Annotated in this window: 16 protein-coding genes; 7 read left to right on the forward strand and 9 right to left on the reverse strand. The window is 49.1% G+C overall.

Translation table 11 applies throughout. The features are described 5' to 3' along the window. Positions 1-2: 2 nt before the first annotated feature. Positions 3-914 carry a pantoate--beta-alanine ligase gene (gene panC, locus EWA64_RS05770; protein WP_061895198.1) on the forward strand — a complete coding sequence of 304 codons (912 nt, stop codon included), beginning with the start codon at positions 3-5 and terminating at the stop codon, positions 912-914. 132 nt (positions 915-1,046) lie between these two features. Here the strand turns inward: panC and EWA64_RS05775 are convergent, their stop codons facing one another. The 3 genes from EWA64_RS05775 to EWA64_RS05785 all read right to left on the reverse strand — a co-directional run bounded on the left by EWA64_RS05775 (position 1,047) and on the right by EWA64_RS05785 (position 4,553). Next, positions 1,047-1,817, reverse strand: a complete 771-nt coding sequence (locus EWA64_RS05775) for an ABC transporter permease (RefSeq protein ID WP_061895197.1) — start codon at positions 1,815-1,817, stop codon at positions 1,047-1,049. Between the two features lie 2 nt (positions 1,818-1,819). After that, positions 1,820-2,743: an ABC transporter ATP-binding protein gene (locus EWA64_RS05780; protein ID WP_061895196.1), complete on the reverse strand. Its 924-nt coding sequence runs from the start codon at positions 2,741-2,743 to the stop codon at positions 1,820-1,822. 151 nt (positions 2,744-2,894) lie between these two features. Beyond that, positions 2,895-4,553 carry a SulP family inorganic anion transporter gene (locus EWA64_RS05785; RefSeq protein ID WP_061895195.1) on the reverse strand — a complete coding sequence of 553 codons (1,659 nt, stop codon included), beginning with the start codon at positions 4,551-4,553 and terminating at the stop codon, positions 2,895-2,897. A 235-nt stretch (positions 4,554-4,788) separates the two neighbouring features. On the opposite strand from EWA64_RS05785, the gene can reads away from it, so the two are divergent. Continuing rightward, a complete protein-coding gene (gene can, locus EWA64_RS05790; protein ID WP_039439526.1) occupies positions 4,789-5,457 on the forward strand; it encodes a carbonate dehydratase in 669 nt (222 codons plus the stop codon). Positions 5,458-5,573: 116 nt separating this feature from the next. Here can and hpt read toward each other — a convergent pair whose 3' ends face one another. Beyond that, a complete protein-coding gene (gene hpt / locus EWA64_RS05795) occupies positions 5,574-6,104 on the reverse strand; it encodes a hypoxanthine phosphoribosyltransferase (protein ID WP_039430440.1) in 531 nt (176 codons plus the stop codon). Positions 6,105-6,495: 391 nt separating this feature from the next. Between hpt and EWA64_RS05800 the strand changes: the two genes are divergently transcribed. Next, positions 6,496-7,110, forward strand: coding sequence for a LuxR/HapR/OpaR family quorum-sensing transcriptional regulator (locus EWA64_RS05800; protein WP_039430441.1), 615 nt, complete (start codon positions 6,496-6,498; stop codon positions 7,108-7,110). 194 nt (positions 7,111-7,304) lie between these two features. Here EWA64_RS05800 and lpdA read toward each other — a convergent pair whose 3' ends face one another. The 5 genes from lpdA to ampD form a co-directional block, all read right to left on the reverse strand. Further along, positions 7,305-8,732: a dihydrolipoyl dehydrogenase gene (lpdA, locus tag EWA64_RS05805; protein ID WP_061895194.1), complete on the reverse strand. Its 1,428-nt coding sequence runs from the start codon at positions 8,730-8,732 to the stop codon at positions 7,305-7,307. A gap of 255 nt (positions 8,733-8,987) precedes the next feature. Next, entirely contained in the window at positions 8,988-10,895 is a 1,908-nt protein-coding gene (gene aceF, locus EWA64_RS05810; RefSeq protein ID WP_061895193.1) for a pyruvate dehydrogenase complex dihydrolipoyllysine-residue acetyltransferase, read from the reverse strand. Between the two features lie 17 nt (positions 10,896-10,912). Beyond that, on the reverse strand, positions 10,913-13,573 hold the full coding sequence (gene aceE, locus EWA64_RS05815; RefSeq protein WP_061895192.1) for a pyruvate dehydrogenase (acetyl-transferring), homodimeric type: 2,661 nt from the start codon (positions 13,571-13,573) through the stop codon (positions 10,913-10,915). 50 nt (positions 13,574-13,623) lie between these two features. Further along, the gene (gene pdhR / locus EWA64_RS05820) at positions 13,624-14,394 is read right to left on the reverse strand and encodes a pyruvate dehydrogenase complex transcriptional repressor PdhR (RefSeq protein ID WP_039430445.1); all 771 of its coding nucleotides are present in this window, start codon (positions 14,392-14,394) and stop codon (positions 13,624-13,626) included. Positions 14,395-14,803: 409 nt separating this feature from the next. Further along, the gene (gene ampD, locus EWA64_RS05825) at positions 14,804-15,373 is read right to left on the reverse strand and encodes a 1,6-anhydro-N-acetylmuramyl-L-alanine amidase AmpD (protein ID WP_061895191.1); all 570 of its coding nucleotides are present in this window, start codon (positions 15,371-15,373) and stop codon (positions 14,804-14,806) included. A gap of 92 nt (positions 15,374-15,465) precedes the next feature. Here ampD and nadC point away from each other — a divergent pair, with 92 nt between their 5' ends. The 4 genes from nadC to EWA64_RS05845 all read left to right on the forward strand — a co-directional run bounded on the left by nadC (position 15,466) and on the right by EWA64_RS05845 (position 19,970). After that, positions 15,466-16,353, forward strand: coding sequence for a carboxylating nicotinate-nucleotide diphosphorylase (gene nadC, locus EWA64_RS05830; RefSeq protein ID WP_061895190.1), 888 nt, complete (start codon positions 15,466-15,468; stop codon positions 16,351-16,353). A 215-nt stretch (positions 16,354-16,568) separates the two neighbouring features. Then, positions 16,569-17,033 carry a pilin gene (locus EWA64_RS05835; RefSeq protein WP_061895189.1) on the forward strand — a complete coding sequence of 155 codons (465 nt, stop codon included), beginning with the start codon at positions 16,569-16,571 and terminating at the stop codon, positions 17,031-17,033. Beyond that, positions 17,034-18,722 (forward strand): type IV-A pilus assembly ATPase PilB, encoded by a 1,689-nt coding sequence (gene pilB / locus EWA64_RS05840; protein WP_061895188.1) that lies wholly within the window; start codon positions 17,034-17,036, stop codon positions 18,720-18,722. It abuts the gene before it with no gap. 21 nt (positions 18,723-18,743) lie between these two features. Further along, on the forward strand, positions 18,744-19,970 hold the full coding sequence (locus EWA64_RS05845) for a type II secretion system F family protein (protein ID WP_061895187.1): 1,227 nt from the start codon (positions 18,744-18,746) through the stop codon (positions 19,968-19,970). Positions 19,971-20,000 lie beyond the last annotated feature (30 nt).

Below are 20,000 nucleotides of genomic sequence, written 5' to 3' on the forward strand. Positions count from 1 at the left end.
AGATGCAAACCTTTGCCGACATTGCCGCCCTGCGCGATCAGCTTCGCACCTTTAAGCGCGAAGGGCGCAAAATTGCTTTTGTTCCCACCATGGGCAATCTGCATGAAGGTCACCTGACCTTAGTGCGTAAGGCTCGCGAGCATGCCGATATTGTGGTAGTGAGTATTTTTGTCAACCCGATGCAGTTTGAGCGTGCGGATGACCTCAACAACTACCCAAGAACGCTCGATGAAGACTTGAGCAAACTCAACTCGCAAGGGGTCGATCTGGTCTTTACCCCAACCGCCGAGATGATGTATCCAGAAGGTCTCGATAAACAGACCGCAGTCGAAGTTCCTGGACTTTCTAGCATGCTGGAAGGTGCCTCTCGTCCGGGGCATTTCCGTGGTGTTGCCACCATAGTGACCAAACTGTTTAATATCGTGCAGCCTGATGTTGCTTGCTTTGGTGAGAAAGATTTCCAACAACTGGCGATCATTCGCAAAATGACCAACGATCTGGCGTTAGATATTGAGATCATCGGCGTGCCGACAGTGCGTGAAATGGATGGTCTGGCGATGAGCTCGCGCAACGGTCTGCTGACGATCGATGAGCGCCAACGTGCACCAGTGCTGGCACGTACCATGCGTTGGATCAGTAGCGCGATCCGCGGTGGACGTGACGATTATGCGTCGATCATCGAAGATGCCAACGACCAACTGCGCGCGGCCGATTTGCAACCGGATGAGATCTTTATTCGTGATGCGCGCACGCTGCAAGCGATCAACGCCGACACCACGCAAGCCGTTATCTTGATGTCCGCTTTCCTTGGTAAAGCACGCTTGATTGACAACCAAGTGGTTGAGCTCAATAAAGAGAGCAAAGAAGAAGCGGAGCCTACCGCCGCCACTTCAAGCAACGATGCCAATAGCTAAACGGGCGATGGTTTACTTGCCTATCGTTGAAAGGCAAAAATGAAAAAGGGTTGTCGATGTGACAACCCTTTTTATTGCTTGTTTTCTTTCTCTTTTATGACTTATTTCATTACTTCGAAATGCACGTCAGCGTTATGAACGCAGACCAATGCCTCGCGTCACTAGGTAATGAGCAACACCATATAGCAGTAAAACGAAACCGACAAGTACAGTAAACGAAGTGGCGATGCCCACATCCGACACCCCTAAAAAGCCATAACGGAAAGCGTTGACCATGTAGACGATTGGGTTGATTTGCGATACCCCTTGCCAAAACTCCGGCAATAGCTGAATGGAATAAAAGACGCCACCGAGATAGGTTAGCGGTGTCAAAACAAAGGTCGGGATAATCGAAATATCGTCAAAGGTACGGGCAAAAACCGCGTTGATCAGCCCGCCAAGAGCAAATACCACCGAAGTTAAAAACACCGTGGCAAAAATGACTCCCCAATGCTGAACTTGGAGATCGACAAACAGCAGCGAAACTGCGGTGACCATCGTTCCCACCAGCAAGCCTCGCGCTACGCCCCCCATCACAAAACCTAAGATGATCACATAATTGGGCACAGGAGCGACCAACAACTCTTCAATGTTGCGTTGAAACTTGGCACTAAAAAACGAAGAGGCGACATTGGAGTAGGAGTTAGTGATCACCGACATCATGATAAGTCCGGGGACAATATAGTCCATGTAGCTAAAACCGTTCATCTGGCCGATACGAGAGCCGATCAGGCTGCCAAAAATAATGAAATACAAACTCATGGTGATCGCCGGCGGAACCAAAGTCTGCACCCAAATACGGGTAAAGCGGTTGATCTCTTTAGTCAGCAAGCTACAAAACGCAGTCCAATACAAACGATACATGCTTATTTCTCCTTAGCCTGCTCACGCACAATACTCACGAACAACTCTTCGAGGCGATTGGCTTTGTTGCGCATCGACATCACCATGATCCCCTGCGCGCTGAGCTGGGCGAAGACCTGATTGAGCGGCTGCGTTTTTTCAATCTCAATTTCTAATGAATCGTTGTCACAGCGAGAGGACACCACGCCAGTCAGTTCAGGCGTCGCCGAACCCGGGGCCAGATCCAAAATAAAGGTTTCCACATCCAGCTTCGCCAACAAGGATTTCATGCTAGTGTTTTCAATCAGCTCACCTTTGTTGATAATGCCGATATTGCGACACAGCATCTCCGCTTCTTCCAGATAGTGGGTGGTGAGAATGATGGTAATGCCTTGCTGTTGGTTAATCTCTTGCAAAAACTCCCACATAGAGCGGCGCAATTCGATGTCCACCCCAGCGGTTGGTTCATCTAAAATCAACAGCTTGGGTTCATGCATCAATGCGCGAGCGATCATCAGTCGTCGCTTCATCCCGCCAGAAAGATTACGCGCACGTTCTTTACGTTTTTCCCACAGATCGAGTTTAGATAGGTACTTTTTCGCCCTTTCTTTCGCCAGTTCGCGTGATACACCATAATAGCCAGCTTGCTGCATCACGATCTGTTCCACCGTCTCAAACTGGTTAAAGTTAAATTCTTGCGGAACCAGCCCTAAGTTCTGTTTGGCTAACTCTAAATCGCGGTCAATGTCGTAACCAAAGACCTTCACCTTCCCAGACGTTTTATTTACCAAAGAGGAGATAACACCAATCGTGGTCGATTTTCCCGCCCCATTCGGGCCTAACAACGCATAAAAGTCGCCTTTTTTCACATTCAGGCTGATCCCTTTGAGCGCCTCAAAGCCGCCCGCGTAGGTTTTACGCAGTTGTTCTATTTCGAGTGCGTACATAAATCCACATTGCTCTTTTCATCAATAATGCCTATCACATGACGCTCACTTGCTGCTTTTTCAACCCTGCATTAGAAATTAATCATAAACAAAAGCGCGGCTCACAGGCCGCGCTCTATCATACCGTGAATTGAAGCCAAAACGGCCAAAGTTAATTCAATTGAATCGGCGTTTTCTCAACGGTTTTTACCGCTGCATTCAAGGCTTCGTAGCGGAATTTGAAGGTATTCTCTGCGGGAACTAAATCCAGCACGTGGAACCTTTCTAATTGCTCGCGAGTACGCTCGTTTGGACAGAGTAAATAGACCTCACAGTGTGCCTCCAGCGCATCTTTGATCGCGTTTTCCAGCGCTAATCCGACCGTCACATCAATCATAGGCACATCGGTCAAATCCAAAATCATCACTTCATACTCATTGATACTGGTATGTTGGCGGGAAATCGCTTTTGATACGCTGAAAATCATCGGCCCTGAAAGGTAGAAAAACAGTACCTTACTATTGGCTTTGTCCAACAGCGCACGTTCACTGTCAGTCAGAGGCACATCATCGTCATCGGCGTCACTGATCGCTTTCACTTGTTTGGCTTGCTCGCGGCTTAAGCGCTCAATCACTAGGATATTGGAGATAAACACCCCCAACCCGACCGCCGCTATCAAATCGACAAACACAGTCAGGAGCATCACGCCATACATGATCGCCATCCCCTGCACACTGACTTTGTGCGCGCGCTGGATAAAACTCCAATCGAGAATGCCAAAGCCGACATAGACCGCAATCCCAGCGAGCACCGCCATCGGAATCGGAGCGGTCAGGCCGCTCGCTACCAATACCACCAGCGCTAAAATCAGCGCTCTTGCCACACCAGAGAGCGGTGAGCGAGCCCCTACCTGAATGTTCGTCACCGTGCCCATGGTCGCGCCAGCGCCGGGCAGCGCGCCGAACAGCCCAGAGATCATGTTGGCCAAGCCTTGGCCACGCAATTCTTTGTCTGAGTCATGCTCTTTACGCGTCAGCGAATCACCAATGACCGCGGTGAGTAAGGTATCAATGCAACCCAAAGTTCCGAGTACCAGCGCATCAATCACCATAGTGGTAAAGAGTTCCGCGTCCAGTACAGGCACCACCAGCGATGGCAAACCCGTGGGAATCTCGCCAATGCGGCGAATCTCTTCGCTATCAAACAGCATCACAGAGAGCAGCGTCACCGCCACCAGCGCCACCAACTGTGCAGGCACATACTTACGATATTGTTTGGGAAAGAAAAACAGAATGCCTAAAGTCAGCAAGCCAAGAAACAGCTCGCCAAACTTCATATTAGCCAGTGTCGTGGGCAAGGCCGACAGCGTACCCATCACACCACCAGATGGCGCAGCATGGCCGAGTAGTGGCGACAGTTGCAGAATAATCAAGATGACACCAATTCCCGACATAAAGCCGGAGATCACGCTATATGGCATCAGAGTGATGTATTTTCCCAGCTTGAGCGTCCCGATGAGTATTTGAAACGCGCCTGCCATCATGACCACAGTAAAAGTCATGGCTATGCCAGACTCCGGATACTTGGCCACCATACTGGTCAGCACTGCAGTCATGATCACCGTCATCGGGCCGGTCGGCTCAGAAATAAGCGTGGTCGAGCCACCGAACAGCGCAGCGAACAGGCCGACCAAAATGGCGCCCCACAGACCCGCTTCCGCTCCCGCACCAGAAGCCACCCCAAACGCCAGCGCCAGCGGCAGTGAGATAATTGCCGTGGTGACCCCACCAAACAGGTCTCCTTTGACGTTCATATCTGAAAAGCGTGACATCTTCCCCTTCTTCCTCCAAATAAGCAGATAAATCGCAGCAAATTGCTTAAATCATCCATCGGTACGATACGAGTCAGCGTGTTTTGCTTTCTCAACGATGTTTTAACGACGTTAGATGAAAAGTCTATAACGTTTGCTACTAAAACTCGTCAGATGAGTGCACTTGTCATCAATTAGTAAGAGAACGAAATTGTAACATTGTGTATAGTTGGTTGAATCGATTGAGGGAAGTAAGATGCCAGAGTTAAAACAACTATTTGAAAACAATGCAAAGTGGTCAGATTCAATCAAGGCTGATCGGCCTGAATACTTTGCCAAGCTCGCACAAGGACAAAATCCAGACTTTCTCTGGATCGGCTGTGCGGATAGCCGAGTTCCCGCAGAGCGATTAACCGGCCTTTACTCTGGCGAACTATTCGTTCACCGCAACGTAGCAAACTTAGTAGTGCATACCGACCTCAACTGTTTATCGGTGGTGCAGTATGCGGTGGATGTGCTTCAGGTTAAGCACATCATTGTTTGCGGCCACTACGACTGCGGCGGGGTGAAAGCGAGTATCAAAAATCCGAAACTCGGATTGATTAACAACTGGCTATTGCACATCCGCGATCTCTACTTAAAGCACCGCAGCTACTTAGACTTCATGCCTGAAGATCAACGAGCGGATAAATTGGCAGAGCTTAACGTCGCAGAGCAGATCTACAACTTAGGTAACTCGACTATCTTGCAAAATGCATGGGAGCGAGGCCAAGAGATTGAGCTTCATGGCCTAGTGTACGGTATTGAGGATGGCCGTTTGGAATACCTTGGGGTGCGCTGTCACTCTAGCGACTGCGTAGAAACAACCTACGCAAGCTCACTAGAAAAGATCCTCAACCCAGAGCACAAACTGCTGTGTCGTTAAGACGCAATTGCGTATACCCACCGATTCAAATCAAAGAAACGAAAAAACGCCCGTGTTCAGGGCGTTTTTTATTGAAGATCACTTGCAAAGCTCTGCTCAAGCTTCTTTGCTGCCGCTTACTCCTGAGGAACCACTTTGCCGATAAACGGTAGGTGGCGATACTTCTGTGCGTAGTCGATACCGACACCAACGACGAACTCATCGGGAATTTCAAAACCAATCCAAGTCACATCGACAGGCACTTCACGACGAGTCGGTTTGTCGAGCAGCGTACAAATATGGATGGATTTAGGTTCACGTAGCGATAAGATCTCTTTGATTTTGCTCAGCGTGTTACCCGTATCGATGATGTCTTCGACGATCAACACGTCTTTACCTTTAATGTCATCATCTAAGTCTTTAAGAATACGGACATCACGTGAGCTCTCCATGGTATTGCCATAGCTTGATGCCGTCATAAAATCGACTTGGTGTGTCAGGTTGATTGCGCGCGCGAGATCGGCCATAAATACAAAAGAGCCGCGCAGTAAGCCAACCAGGACCAAATCTTCACTACCTTGATAATGCGCCGTGATCTGCTTGCCTAATTCACGAATACGTTCCTGAACAGTCTGCTCAGAAATCATTACTTCTACTGTATGCTTCATACTGTGCTCAATCTTTTTTGTTGGGAATGGCGACGTTTTTCAGCCTTAAGCGGCTAAGCGCAAATCTCGCGCAAACGTTCACTTGAATCTGGCGCGTAGTGTAACACTCCCACCCTCAATCTTTAAGCCCTGCGAGGCAGATCTTTTTATCTGCTTGTTACTACTCAACAAAATAAGACGTAGAGAGACATTGGTACCAAATCGGTAAAGTTTTCGCTAAAAATGTTATCAACATTGACATTACTGTCTATTTCTTGGGCATAATTTGTTGACCCGAAGCATATGCACCATTACACTCATGATGCTTAGAGCAATTATTAAAAAAATCAATAGGGACTAACGTTCCGAATAACTTTTTATACATACCAACTCATTGGCAAGGAATCTAATTATGGACTCAATAGCAAAGAGACCTCGAACTCGTTTATCTCCACTGAAACGTAAACAACAACTGATGGAAATCGCACTGGAAGTGTTTGCTCGTCGTGGCATCGGCCGCGGTGGTCACGCAGACATCGCCGAGATTGCGCAGGTTTCTGTCGCCACCGTATTTAACTATTTCCCGACCCGTGAAGATCTGGTTGATGAAGTGCTCAATCATGTCGTGCGTCAGTTTTCAAACTTCCTGTCCGATAACATTGACCTCGACATTCACGCGCAAGATAACCTCAAAAACATCACTAACGCGATGATTGAACTGGTGACTCAAGACTGTCATTGGCTCAAAGTGTGGTTTGAATGGAGCGCATCAACGCGTGATGAAGTATGGCCACTATTTGTCACCACCAACCGCACTAACCAACTGCTGGTACAGAACATGTTTGTTCGCGCCATCGAGCGTGGCGAAGTGTGTGATAAACACAGCCCGGAAGATCTGGCGAATATGTTCCTTGGCATCTGTTACTCGCTGTTTGTGCAAGCTAACCGCGCCAAGAGCGAAGCGGAACTGACCAAACTAGTCAACAGCTACCTACAAATGCTTTGCATCTATAAGGGTGAGAGCTAAGCAGTGCCTAGGTGCTAGGTGCTAGGTGCTAGGTGCTAGGTGCTAGGTGCTAGGTGCTAGGAATAGTTTAAGGTTGATACTCGGGTATCAACCTTTTTTATTTCCGCAGGAAATTGCTCTGTTTAGCAATCAATGAAAGCCATAAAAAAACCGCTGAACAATCAGCGGTTTTTAATCATTTGGCGCTCAGAAAATTATTTTTTCTTTTTCGCTTTGGCATTTGGCAGGTCAGTGATCGTGCCTTCAAACACTTCAGCAGCCAGACCCACAGACTCGTGCAGAGTTGGGTGAGCGTGGATGGTCAGAGCGATGTCTTCTGCATCACAGCCCATCTCGATAGCAAGGCCGATTTCGCCCAGTAGTTCGCCACCGTTAGTACCCACGATAGCACCACCGATAACGCGGTGAGTCTCTTTATCAAAGATCAGCTTAGTCATACCATCAGCACAGTCAGACGCGATTGCACGGCCTGATGCAGCCCAAGGGAAGGTGGCAACTTCGTAGTTAATGCCTTCTGCTTTCGCTTCTTTCTCAGTCTTGCCAACCCATGCCACTTCTGGCTCGGTGTAGGCAATTGAAGGAATCACTTTAGGATCGAAGTAGTGCTTCTTACCAGAAATCACTTCTGCCGCTACGTGGCCTTCATGTACACCTTTGTGCGCCAACATTGGTTGGCCAACGATATCACCGATGGCGAAAATGTGCGGAACGTTAGTGCGCATTTGCTTGTCAACGTTGATAAAACCACGCTCATCCACTTCCAAGCCTGCTTTTTCAGCATCCAGCAGTTTACCGTTTGGTACTCGGCCGATAGCGACTAGAACCGCGTCGTAACGCTCAGCTTCCGCTGGGGCTTTTTTGCCTTCCATGGAAACGTAGATACCGTCTTCTTTCGCTTCAACGGCCGTTACTTTGGTTTCCAACATCAGGTTAAACTTATCTTTGATGCGCTTGGTATAGACTTTAACCATATCTTTATCCGCAGCAGGGATAAGTTGGTCAAACATCTCAACCACATCAATTTTAGAGCCTAGTGAATGGTAAACCGTCGCCATTTCCAGACCAATGATACCACCGCCCATGATCAGCAGTTTTCCAGGAACTTCTTTCAGTTCCAGAGCGTCTGTTGAATCCCAAATACGTGGGTCTTCATGAGGAATGAATGGCAGTTTGATTGGGCGAGAACCCGCAGCAACGATGGCGTTGTCGAAGTTCACAACAGTTTTGCCATCTTCGCCTTCCACTTCAATCGTGTTCGGGCCAGTGAACTTACCAAAACCGTTAACCACGTTCACTTTACGCATCTTAGCCATACCGCCAAGACCGCCAGTCAGTTGGTTAATTACTTTTTCTTTCCACAGACGGATCTTGTCGATGTCTGTTTGCGGTTCGCCAAATACGATACCGTGCTCAGCCAGCGCTTTAGCTTCTTCGATAACTTTAGCTACGTGCAGTAGTGCTTTCGATGGGATACAACCCACGTTCAGACACACACCACCAAGAGTGTTGTAACGTTCGATAAGAACAGTGTCCAGACCTAAGTCTGCACAGCGGAATGCAGCGGAGTAACCAGCAGGACCGGCACCAAGCACTACTACTTGGGCTTTAATTTCTTTGCTCATTTTGACCTCTTGTAGTCATTATCCCTAACAGGCTGAGTGAGTTTTGATTTTTTGTTTAACAGTGGTTTGTTTTAAACATTTTTTCAGACCGCCAACAGTTTACAGAGATGTTAATGGTGTGAAAAGTAAATCAATTTAGCCTGTGAGCCAGACGACAATTCAGTGCATAAAAAGCCAATGGATCATGGCGATTCACCAAACTGTCAGACAATTCTATTAACAGAGGCGGCATAAGGCCGCCTCTGGAGTTTTCTATTACAGAACCAAACGGCGAATGTCAGACAGACATTCGTTTAGGTAAGTAATGAAACGCGCACCTTCAGCGCCATCGATCACACGGTGGTCGTAGGACAGAGACAGAGGAAGTTGCAGACGTGGAGCAAACTCTTTGCCGTTCCACACAGGCTTAATCTCAGACTTAGACACGCCAAGGATACCCACTTCTGGTGCATTCACGATTGGTGTGAATGCCGTACCGCCGATACCACCCAGACTTGAGATGGTGAAACAGCCGCCTTGCATGTCTGCCGCCGTCAGTTTACCTGCACGTGCTTTCTTCGATACAACGGCCAGCTCTTCAGACAGCTCGTAGATACCTTTCTTGTTCACATCTTTAAAGACAGGAACAACCAGACCGTTTGGCGTATCGACTGCGATACCTACGTTCACGTATTTCTTCAGAATCAAGCTTTCGCCATCTTCAGAAAGAGAAGAGTTGAACGCAGGGAACGCTTCCAGAGCTTTCGCCGCAGCTTTCATGATGAACACCAGTGGCGTGATCTTCATGCCTGAATCTTTCTTCGCTTCGATCGCGTTCTGCTCTTTGCGGAATGCTTCTAGCTCAGTGATGTCTGCGTTATCCCACTGTGTAACGTGCGGGATCATCACCCAGTTACGGTGCAGGTTCGCGCCAGAGATCTTCTTAATGCGAGACAGTGGCTGAATTTCAGTTTCACCGAACTTGCTGAAGTCCACTTTCGGCCATGGTAGTAGACCAAGCGCTGCGCCATCGCCTTTACCAGAAGCCGCTGCAACTGCACCAGACTCAAGACGCTTAAGTGCATCTTTCACGTAAGCTTGAACGTCTTCTTTCAGAATGCGGCTCTTACGGCCTGAACCTTTCACTTTAGACAGGTTAACGCCGAATTCACGCGCTAGGCGACGAACCACTGGAGACGCGTGTGCGTACTCGTTGTTTTCTTGGAAGTCACCCGTTGCCGCTGCAGGCGCTGCCGCCGCTGGAGCTTCAACTTTCGGTGCCGCAGCTGCTGGAGCTGCTGCCTGAGCTGGTGCTGAGACTGCTGCCGGCGCTGCGCCGGCCACCGGAGTGCCGGCCACTTCAAACACCATGATCAGTGAGCCAGTTGACACTTTATCGCCAGCTGCAACTTTGATTTCTTTAACCGTACCAGCAAATGGAGCAGGTACTTCCATAGAAGCTTTGTCACCTTCAACAGTAATCAGAGATTGCTCTTCAGTTACTGTATCGCCAACCGCTACCATGATTTCGGTCACTTCAACTTCGTCGCCACCGATATCTGGAACGTTAACTTCTTTCAGTGCTGCAACGGCTGGAGCCGCCGCTGGCGCTGCTGCAACTGGTGCAGGAGCTGCTGCGCCTGAACCTGCCACTTCGAAGATCATCACTAGTGAGCCAGTTGATACTTTATCGCCAGTTGCAACTTTGATTTCTTTTAAAGTACCAGCGAATGGCGCTGGTACTTCCATTGACGCTTTATCACCTTCTACTGTGAGTAGAGATTGCTCTTCAGCGATTGAATCGCCAACAGCAACCATGATTTCAGTCACTTCAACTTCGTCGCCACCGATGTCCGGTACACAAACTTCTTTTAGTTCACTTGCTGCCGCAGTTACAGGTGCCGCTACCGGAGCTGCTTCGGCCGCAGGAGCTGGTGCAGCCGCTGCTGCACCCTCCGCTTCAAAGACCATGATCAGTGAGCCGGTCGTTACTTTGTCGCCAGCCACTACTTTGATTTCTTTAACAATACCTGCCTGAGACGCTGGAACTTCCATAGAAGCTTTGTCGCCTTCAACAGTAATCAGAGATTGTTCTTCTTCAACCTTGTCGCCTACGCTTACAAGAATCTCAGTAACTTCAACCTCGTCTGCACCGATATCTGGTACGTAAATTTCGATAGCCATGCTTTTCCTACCTTCAATTAAGCGTATAGCGGGTTTGTTTTTTCAGTGTCGATGTTGAATTTCTTGATAGCTTCCGCCACCACAGATTTCTCAACTTCACCACGTTTCGCTAGTTCGTTTAGAGCTGCAACAACCACGTAGCCTGCGTTCACTTCGAAGTGACGACGTAGGTTCTCACGGCTGTCTGAGCGACCGAAACCGTCAGTACCCAGTACTTTGTAAGACTGTGCAGGAATGAACGCGCGAACTTGGTCAGCGTAGTTCTTCATGTAGTCGGTTGCAGCGATTGCTGGTTCAGTACCCATGACTGAAGCGATGTAAGGTACTTTCGCTTCTGCTTCTGGGTGAAGCATGTTGTAACGCTCACACGCCTGACCGTCACGAGCCAGTTCGTTGAATGAGGTTACTGAGTAAACATCAGAGGCGATGCCGTATTCTTCGCTCAGGATAACAGCCGCTTTACGTACTTCGTTCATGATAGTACCTGAGCTCATCAGCTGAACTTTACCTTTAGAACCAGACAGAGTTTCCAGTTTGTAGATACCTTTACGGATTCCTTCTTCAGAACCTTCTGGCATTGCTGGATGCGCGTAGTTTTCGTTCATCAGCGTTAGGTAGTAGAACACGTTCTCTTGATCGCCGTACATGCGACGGATACCGTCTTGCATGATAACCGCAACTTCGTAAGCAAAAGTCGGATCGTAAGAGATACAGTTTGGTACTGTGCCCGCCAGAATGTGCGAGTGACCATCTTCGTGCTGCAGACCTTCACCGTTCAGAGTGGTACGACCCGCCGTTGCACCCAGTAGGAAACCACGCGCTTGTTGGTCGCCTGCCATCCATGCCATGTCGCCAACACGTTGGAAACCGAACATAGAGTAGTAGATGTAGAACGGGATCATCGGCAGGTTGTTGGTGCTGTAAGACGTTGCCGCCGCAACCCAAGATGACATGGCACCCAGCTCGTTGATACCTTCTTGCAGTACCTGACCAGACGTTGCTTCTTTGTAGTAAGAAACGATATCGCGATCTTGAGGGGTATAGTTCTGACCGTGTGGGTTGTAAATACCGATTTGACGGAACAGACCTTCCATACCGAAAGTACGCGCTTCATCAGCGATGATAGGAACGATGTTCTTACCAATGTTTTTGTCTTTCAACAGGATGTTCAGTGCACGCACGTAAGCCATAGTTGAAGAGATTTCACGTTTCTGTTCTTCCAGAAGCGGTTTGAACTCTTCCAGTTCTGGAATAACCAGTTCCTGAGTGAAGTTAGGCAGACGCTGTGGCGTGTAACCGTGCAGCGCTTTACGACGAGCGTGCAGGTATTCGTATTCTTTCGAGCCTTCTTCCAGTTTCAGGTAAGGCAGTTTGTTCACTTCTTCGTCAGAGATCAGATCTTGCAGGCCAAGACGGTTACGCATCGCTAGTACGTGCGTCATATCCATCTTCTTCACTTGGTGTGCAATGTTCTTACCTTCTGCCGCTTCACCCATGCCGTAACCTTTAACGGTTTTCGCTAGGATAACCGTTGGACGACCATTGGTCTCTTGTGCGTTCTTGAACGCCGCGTACAGTTTAGAAGACTCGTGACCGCCGCGTTTCAGCGCGAAGATCTCATCGTCAGTCATGTCAGCAACCAGTGCCGCTGTCTCTGGGTATTTACCGAAGAAATGCTCACGAACGTACGCACCATCTTTCGCTTTGAACGTTTGGTAGTCGCCGTCGATGGTTTCGTTCATCAGTTGCAGCAGTTTACCTGTGGTGTCTTTCGCCAGCAGTTTATCCCAGCCGTTACCCCAGATAACTTTCACCACGTTCCAGCCAGCACCTTTGAACAGACCTTCCAGTTCTTGGATGATCTTGCCGTTACCCATTACTGGGCCGTCCAGACGCTGCAGGTTACAGTTGATAAGGAAACACAAGTTGTCCAGTTTTTCACGTGCAGCGAAAGAGATCGCGCCGCGTGATTCTGGCTCATCCATCTCACCGTCACCTAGGAACGCATAAACGCGCTGCTCTGAGGTGTCTTTCATACCACGGCCTTCCAGATACTTGAGGAAGCGGGCTTGGTAGATGGCAGAAATTGGACCCAGACCCATAGATACGGTTGGGAATTGCCAGAATTCAGGCATCAATTTCGGGTGTGGGTAGGAAGGAATGCCTTTGCCATCCACTTCTTGACGGAAGTTGTCTAGCTGCTCTTCAGTCAGGCGGCCTTCAACGAATGCACGCGCGTAAATCCCAGGAGAGATGTGGCCTTGGTAGTAAACCAAATCGCCACCATCTTTTTCGTTAGGAGCACGGAAGAAGTGGTTGAAACATGTCTCATAGAACGCCGCTGACGACTGGAATGACGCCATATGGCCTCCCAGATCCAAATCTTTCTTCGATGCACGAAGAACGATCATAATCGCGTTCCAGCGAATGATTGAACGAATACGGCGTTCGATCGTAGTGTCACCTGGGTAAGCTGGTTCTTGGGCTGCAGGAATCGTGTTGATGTAGTTGGTTGTGATGCCGGTTGGCATATCAACACCGTCTAGACGTGCTTTTTCCAAAACTTCTTCAAGTAGGAACTGCGCACGCTCTACGCCTTCTTCACGTACAACTGACTCAAGCGCGGCTAACCACTCCTGAGTTTCCAGTGCATCTACGTCATGCTTCATGTCAGACATGGCGATCTATCCTTCTGTTGGTTGGATCTAGTTTGAATCGCAATGAACCACTATTGCGGCTCATTACCTTGTTGAATTCGACGCAGAGATCGCTCACGGCGAGTCTGTTCACGAGTCAAATCCAACAACGTTTCTTCGATATAAGCTAAGTGAGAATGGGACATTTCACGCGCCTTTTCTGGCTGACCTGAAACAATCGCATCCACGATATTAGCCCGGTGCTTACTTACTTTCTCAACCGCTTCTGGGCGGCGATGTAATAATTTAAAATTCTGTCGAATATTTTGCTCAAGCAAAGGCGCAAGGCTACGTACGATGTGCAGCAGTACGACATTGTGTGCCGCTTCAGTAATTGCGATGAGAAACGCCATCACTTGTTCAGCTTCCGCATCGGCGTCTTTCTTTTCCTGAACCTCAGCGATTCGGGAAACGCAGGTTTGAATACGGGCAAAATCTTCTTCGGTACCACGCAACGCCGCAAAATAAGCGCAAATACCTTCCAGCGCATGACGCGCTTCCAGTAAGTCCAGTTGAGTCTCTGAGTGGCTAGACAATAAATTTAGCAGAGGATCGGAAAAACTCTGCCAAATGCGGTCGCTGACAAACGTTCCGCCCCCTTGACGACGGGTCAGTAGACGTTTGGCTTCCAGGCGCTGAATGGCTTCTCTGATGGAAGGGCGCGAAACCTCAAACTGTTTGGCAAGCTCCCTTTCTGGTGGGAGTTGCTGGCCAGGTGAGAGCGTTCCTTCCACTATCAGCCGCTCCAATTCCTGTTCAATCACATCGGAGAGCTTTGGCTGACGAATCCTTTGATAAGCCATAATTTATTGTTCTTCTACTCTTGAATTCACTAGCAATTCGCTTTGCTGGCAATTGGTAATACCAATTTTAAGTTGGTGCAGAAATTAACATAATTTAAACGCCACTGTCCAGCCAAAAGTTGACCTAAATCATAGAACAGCTCACGCCTCAACACTTTGATAACATCCGAAGATTAAAACAGCAATATAATTGGTCTGACCAATTACAAAGTAGAAACAGATGGGAGAATAACGTGCTGGTCAGTTTGGTCACAAAATGGCAAATACGCGAACCTAAGCGCGGCTCATTTTGTCAAAGCGGGCGCTGGGTTACGCTTTTTCCATCCACTAGCTAGCATAAAAAAGGTAAGCGACTTAGCTTACCTTTTTATGACATAAGACTCTTATCCAGTGCGGACTCACCGCCGCTTTACACATCGCCATCGCCATCGCCTTGCAGCATGGCGCGGTAACGACGCCAATCAAAACTGAGACCGGGATCGGTTTTGCGCAGCGGTGCAATGTATTGATGCCCGGTGATCCGCGAAGGCGTAATGTGCGGATAGTGTTCGATGATAGTTTGGCTTAATTGGGCAAGCGCAGCGTATTGCTCTGGGGTGTAAGCGACAAAATCTGTCCCTTCCAACTCAATGCCGATGGAATAATCGTTACACCGCGAAACGCCAGCAAAACTGGAAGCACCAGCGTGCCAAGCTCTATCGTCAAAAGAGACAAACTGCACAATATCGCCATCGCGTTTTATCAAGCAATGGGCCGATACCCGCATTTTCGCTATCACCTGAAAAAAGGGATGCAAGTCGGGCGACAAATTCCCCTGAAAAAAATCTTCAATGTAGGGGCCACCAAACTCGCCTGGCGGCAAACTGATGTTGTGGATCACCAGCAGTGAGACCGGCTCCCCTGCCGGACGGGCATCATAAAAAGGCGACGGCCGATGGGTAACGCCTTGCAGCCATCCATGCGTGATCACAGCTTGCATATCCACCTCTCTGCTTTACAAATTAACTGCTGAAATTCTTACCAGCCGAGAGTATCATTCCTTGCCAACGACCTTTCAAGATAAGATTTGCGATGAACAACAGACATAACAGCCAACAACGCCTTGACTATTTGCAGCAGCAGCTTCCTGTGGAAATTACCCGCTCAGTGACCGACACCTTAAAAGAAGATCTCGGTGGCAGTTTGGATGCGGCCAACGACATCACCGCCTCTCTTATCCCAGCCGATGCGATCAATAGCGCCACCATCATTACTCGCGAACACGGTGTTTTTTGTGGTCAAGCATGGGCGGATGAAGTGTTCAAGCAACTTGGCGGACGTGTGACGATCGAATGGCATGTCAAAGATGGCGATCGTGTCGAGCCGAACCAAACCCTATGCACGCTCACAGGCCCTGCTCGTGACCTGTTGACCGGCGAGCGCAATGCGATGAACTTTATCCAAACCCTTTCAGGCTGTGCGACCGTGACCGCCCAGTACGCGGCAAAAATTGCTCATACACAGTGTCGACTGCTTGATACGCGCAAAACCATTCCGGGCCTGCGCAGCGCGCTCAAATACGCGGTGGCGTGTGGCGGCGGTTTTAATCATCGTATCGGCGTTTTTGACGCCTATCTGATCAAAGAAAACCACATCATTGCTTGCGGCGGCATTACTCAAGCAATCTCTAAAGCCAAAGAGCTTAACCCCGGCAAACCGGTGGAAGTCGAAACCGAAAATCTCGATGAACTGCGCCAAGCGATTGAAGCGGGCGCCGACATCATCATGCTCGACAACTTCACCATAGAGATGATGCAAGAAGCGGTGGCCATTAACGCTGGCCGAGCAGCGCTGGAAAACTCTGGCAACGTCACTTTAGACACCATTTGCGAGTATGCCGAAACGGGCGTGGACTACATCTCCGTCGGCGCGCTGACCAAACATATTAAGGCGATGGATTTATCCATGCGTTTCAAATAGTTAACAAAGATGTTATTTATAAGGGGCCAACGGCCCCTTTTTCGTTTTAAAACCTTACCCCACTCGCAAAACCTTGCGAATCGTATGTAATTGGCGATGAAAGAGTTTTAGCTCACTCGCGATGTCATCGCGTCGATATTCCAACAATTCAACACCTTGCATAATCTGCTCAACATGCTCACGCAGCATGATTCAACCGAATTCAAGGAAACGACATGAAAAAACATAACCGAGTAACAAAGCAGCAGGGCTTTACCCTGATTGAATTAATGATAGTGGTTGCAATTATTGGTATTTTGGCAGCGTTTGCTGTACCAGCGTATCAAAATTATACAATGCGCGCTCATGCAAGCGAGATGCTTAGTGCATCTTCAGCAATGAAAACAGCTGTAGGTATATGTTTAATTAGTGGCAACGCAAACTGTTCTTCAGGAAATGGTGGTGTTCCTGCTAAACAAGATCTTGGTGCGTTTTCAATAGAATCTATAGCTGGGGCTAGCGGTGCTTCACCAACAGTACAAGCAAGTGTTGATACTGGCGCGACTAAAGGAAAACTAGTGGCAGGGGACAAAATAAAACTCACACCGACCTTGAATACAGCTGGTGTAACATGGGCAATAACATGTGAGAAAGCAGCTGCACAACAAAGTTCCATTGATGACTGGTGCCCTGTTAAATAGATGCTTACCAGTCTTACTACTGTTCTGCGCCAAGCGACTCTACTTAGCCCAACGCAAGAGCAAGCCTGTTTGGAACACCTCAACGCTTCCGGTGCCAGTGCACCGGAAGTGTTGTTGCAACTGGGCTTTTTCCAAGCCGAAGAACTGACTGAACATCTCAGCGTGCTATTTGATTTGCCGCCCGTCGAGCTTAGCCACTATGGCTACCAAAGCGTGTGCAACCAACTGGGGTTGCGCGAGCTGATTACCCGCCACCAAGCCCTGCCGCTACAAAAAAATCGCTCAGCGCTGATTCTCGCCAGTGCCGACCCAACCAATTTACAGGCCGAAGATGACTTTCGCTTTGCCACAGGGCTGCAAGTGGAAATGGTGTTGGCCGATGTTAAGCAGTTGCAAGGGGCAATACGTCGCCTATATGGCCGCACCCTTTCTCAAGATAACCGCTCAGGACTGAAAGAGATCCACCAAGATGAGCTGGCCAACTTAGTTGATGTGGCAGCCGATGAAGTCGACAATATTGAAGATCTCAGCCAAGACAGCTCCCCCGTCAGCCGTTTTATCAACCAGATCTTACTCGATGCGGTGCGTAAAGGCGCATCCGATATTCACTTTGAACCCTATGAAGCGATGTATCGCGTGCGTTTGCGCTGCGATGGTATTTTGGTCGAAGTGCAGCAGCCACCGAGCCATTTGAGCCGTCGACTCTCGGCACGGCTTAAGATTCTCGCTAAGCTGGATATTGCCGAGCGGCGTCTACCGCAAGATGGCCGCATCAAACTCAAGCTGAACCAAAGCACCGCGATTGATATGCGCGTTTCTACCCTACCGACGCTGTTTGGAGAGAAAATCGTGTTGCGCCTGCTCGACAGTTCCAGCAGCAACTTGGACATTGATAAACTCGGCTACAGCGAAACGCAAAAGCAGCTCTATCTCAACGCGCTGCGCAAACCGCAAGGGATGATCTTGATGACGGGCCCAACCGGCAGCGGCAAAACCGTTTCACTCTATACCGGTTTAAACCTACTCAATCGCCCTGAGGTCAACATCTCTACCGCCGAAGATCCGGTAGAGATTAACTTGCCCGGCATTAACCAAGTGCAAGTGCAGCCAAAAATCGGCTTTGGCTTTGCGCAGGCACTGCGATCATTTTTACGTCAAGACCCCGATATTGTCATGGTCGGTGAAATTCGCGATTTGGAAACCGCCGAAATAGCCATTAAAGCCGCGCAAACGGGGCATTTGGTGCTATCCACCCTACATACCAACTCGGCCGCAGAGACCATAGTACGCCTATCGAACATGGGCATTGCCAGCTTCAACCTCGCTTCTTCATTGAGCTTAATTATCGCTCAGCGCCTAGCCCGCCGTTTGTGTCGCCATTGCAAGCAGCCACAACACCTTTCACCAGCATTACAAGAGCTAGGGTTAAGCCAGCAGGATGGGTTGTATCGTGCCAATCCTCAAGGGTGTAACGAATGCAATCAAGGGTATTCAGGGCGCGTCGGCATCTACGAAGTGATGCCCTTTGACGATGCCATGGCCGAGGCGCTAATTAAAGGAGCCTCAGTACAAAGCTTGGAAATGCTCGCCAGAAAAAATGGCATGCTGACGCTTCGAGAATCTGGGCTAGAAAAGGTCAAGCAAGGTATCACCAGCATTGAAGAGCTGCAACGCGTGCTCTACCTGTAAACCCGCTATAAAGGAGAGATCATGAAGGTAAACGCGCCTGTGCAGATTAAAAATTACCGTTGGAAGGGCATCAATAGCTCAGGCAAAAAAGTGTCGGGTGATGTGTTAGCCATTAGTGAAATCGAAGTGCGTGACAAGCTGCATGCGCAGCACATCAAGATCCGCAAGATAAAAAAATCCAGCGTCTCAATACTGACCCGCATGAGCCACCGAGTCAAAAGCCGCGACATCACTCTCTTTACCCGCCAAATCTCGACCATGCTCGCCACGGGTGTTCCTATCCTACAAGCGCTAAAACTGGTCGCCGATAACCACCGCAAAGCGGAGATGAAGTCCATTTTAACCAACGTGAGTAAAGCGATTGAAGCAGGCACACCAATGTCCAAAGCCTTACGAACCGCCAGCCATCACTTTGATGGGCTGTACACGGATTTGGTCGCGACGGGCGAGCAGTCAGGCAACCTTGCGCTGGTATTCGAACGCTTGGCGCTCTATCGAGAAAAAAGTGAAGAGCTGCGTTCCAAAGTGATCAAAGCATTGATTTATCCTTGCATGGTGGTGCTCGTCGCCTTGGGCGTCTCTTATCTGATGCTAACGCAAGTGATTCCCGAGTTTCGCAAAATGTTTGTCGGCTTTGGTGCCGAGCTGCCTTGGTTTACGCAGAAAGTGCTCGATTTATCGGACTTTGTCCAAGCTTACGGTAGCGGTTTTTTTATCGCCCTTATCAGCACCATTTACCTGATGCGCAGCATCAGTCGCAAGTCCGATCAGGTTAAACTGAAGTTTGCCCGCCTCAGCTTGAGGCTCCCGGTACTCGGTGGCGTATTTTCCAAAGCGGCGATTGCCAAGTTCAGCCGTACATTAGCCACCAGTTTTAGCTCGGGCATCCCGATTCTAACCAGCTTACAAACCACCAGCAAAACGTCAGGCAATCTGCACTATCAATACGCGATTGAAAGTGTTTATCGCGACACCGCCGCAGGAATGCCGATGTACATTGCGATGCGCAACAGCAACGCGTTTCCTGAACTGGTGCTGCAAATGGTGATGATCGGCGAAGAGTCGGGGCGTCTTGACGATATGCTCAATAAAATCGCGACCATCTATGAGTTCGAGGTGGACAACACCGTAGACAACCTCGGTAAGATCCTCGAGCCGCTGATCATCGTTTTTCTCGGCGTGGTCGTCGGCGGTTTGGTCGCGGCCATGTACCTACCAATATTTAACTTAATGAGTGTTATGGGCTAATATGCCTTTCTGACCAAGTGCTTGACACTG

It is taken from the genome of Vibrio cidicii, assembly GCF_009665415.1.
GTDB classification, from domain to species: Bacteria; Pseudomonadota; Gammaproteobacteria; order Enterobacterales; family Vibrionaceae; genus Vibrio; species Vibrio cidicii.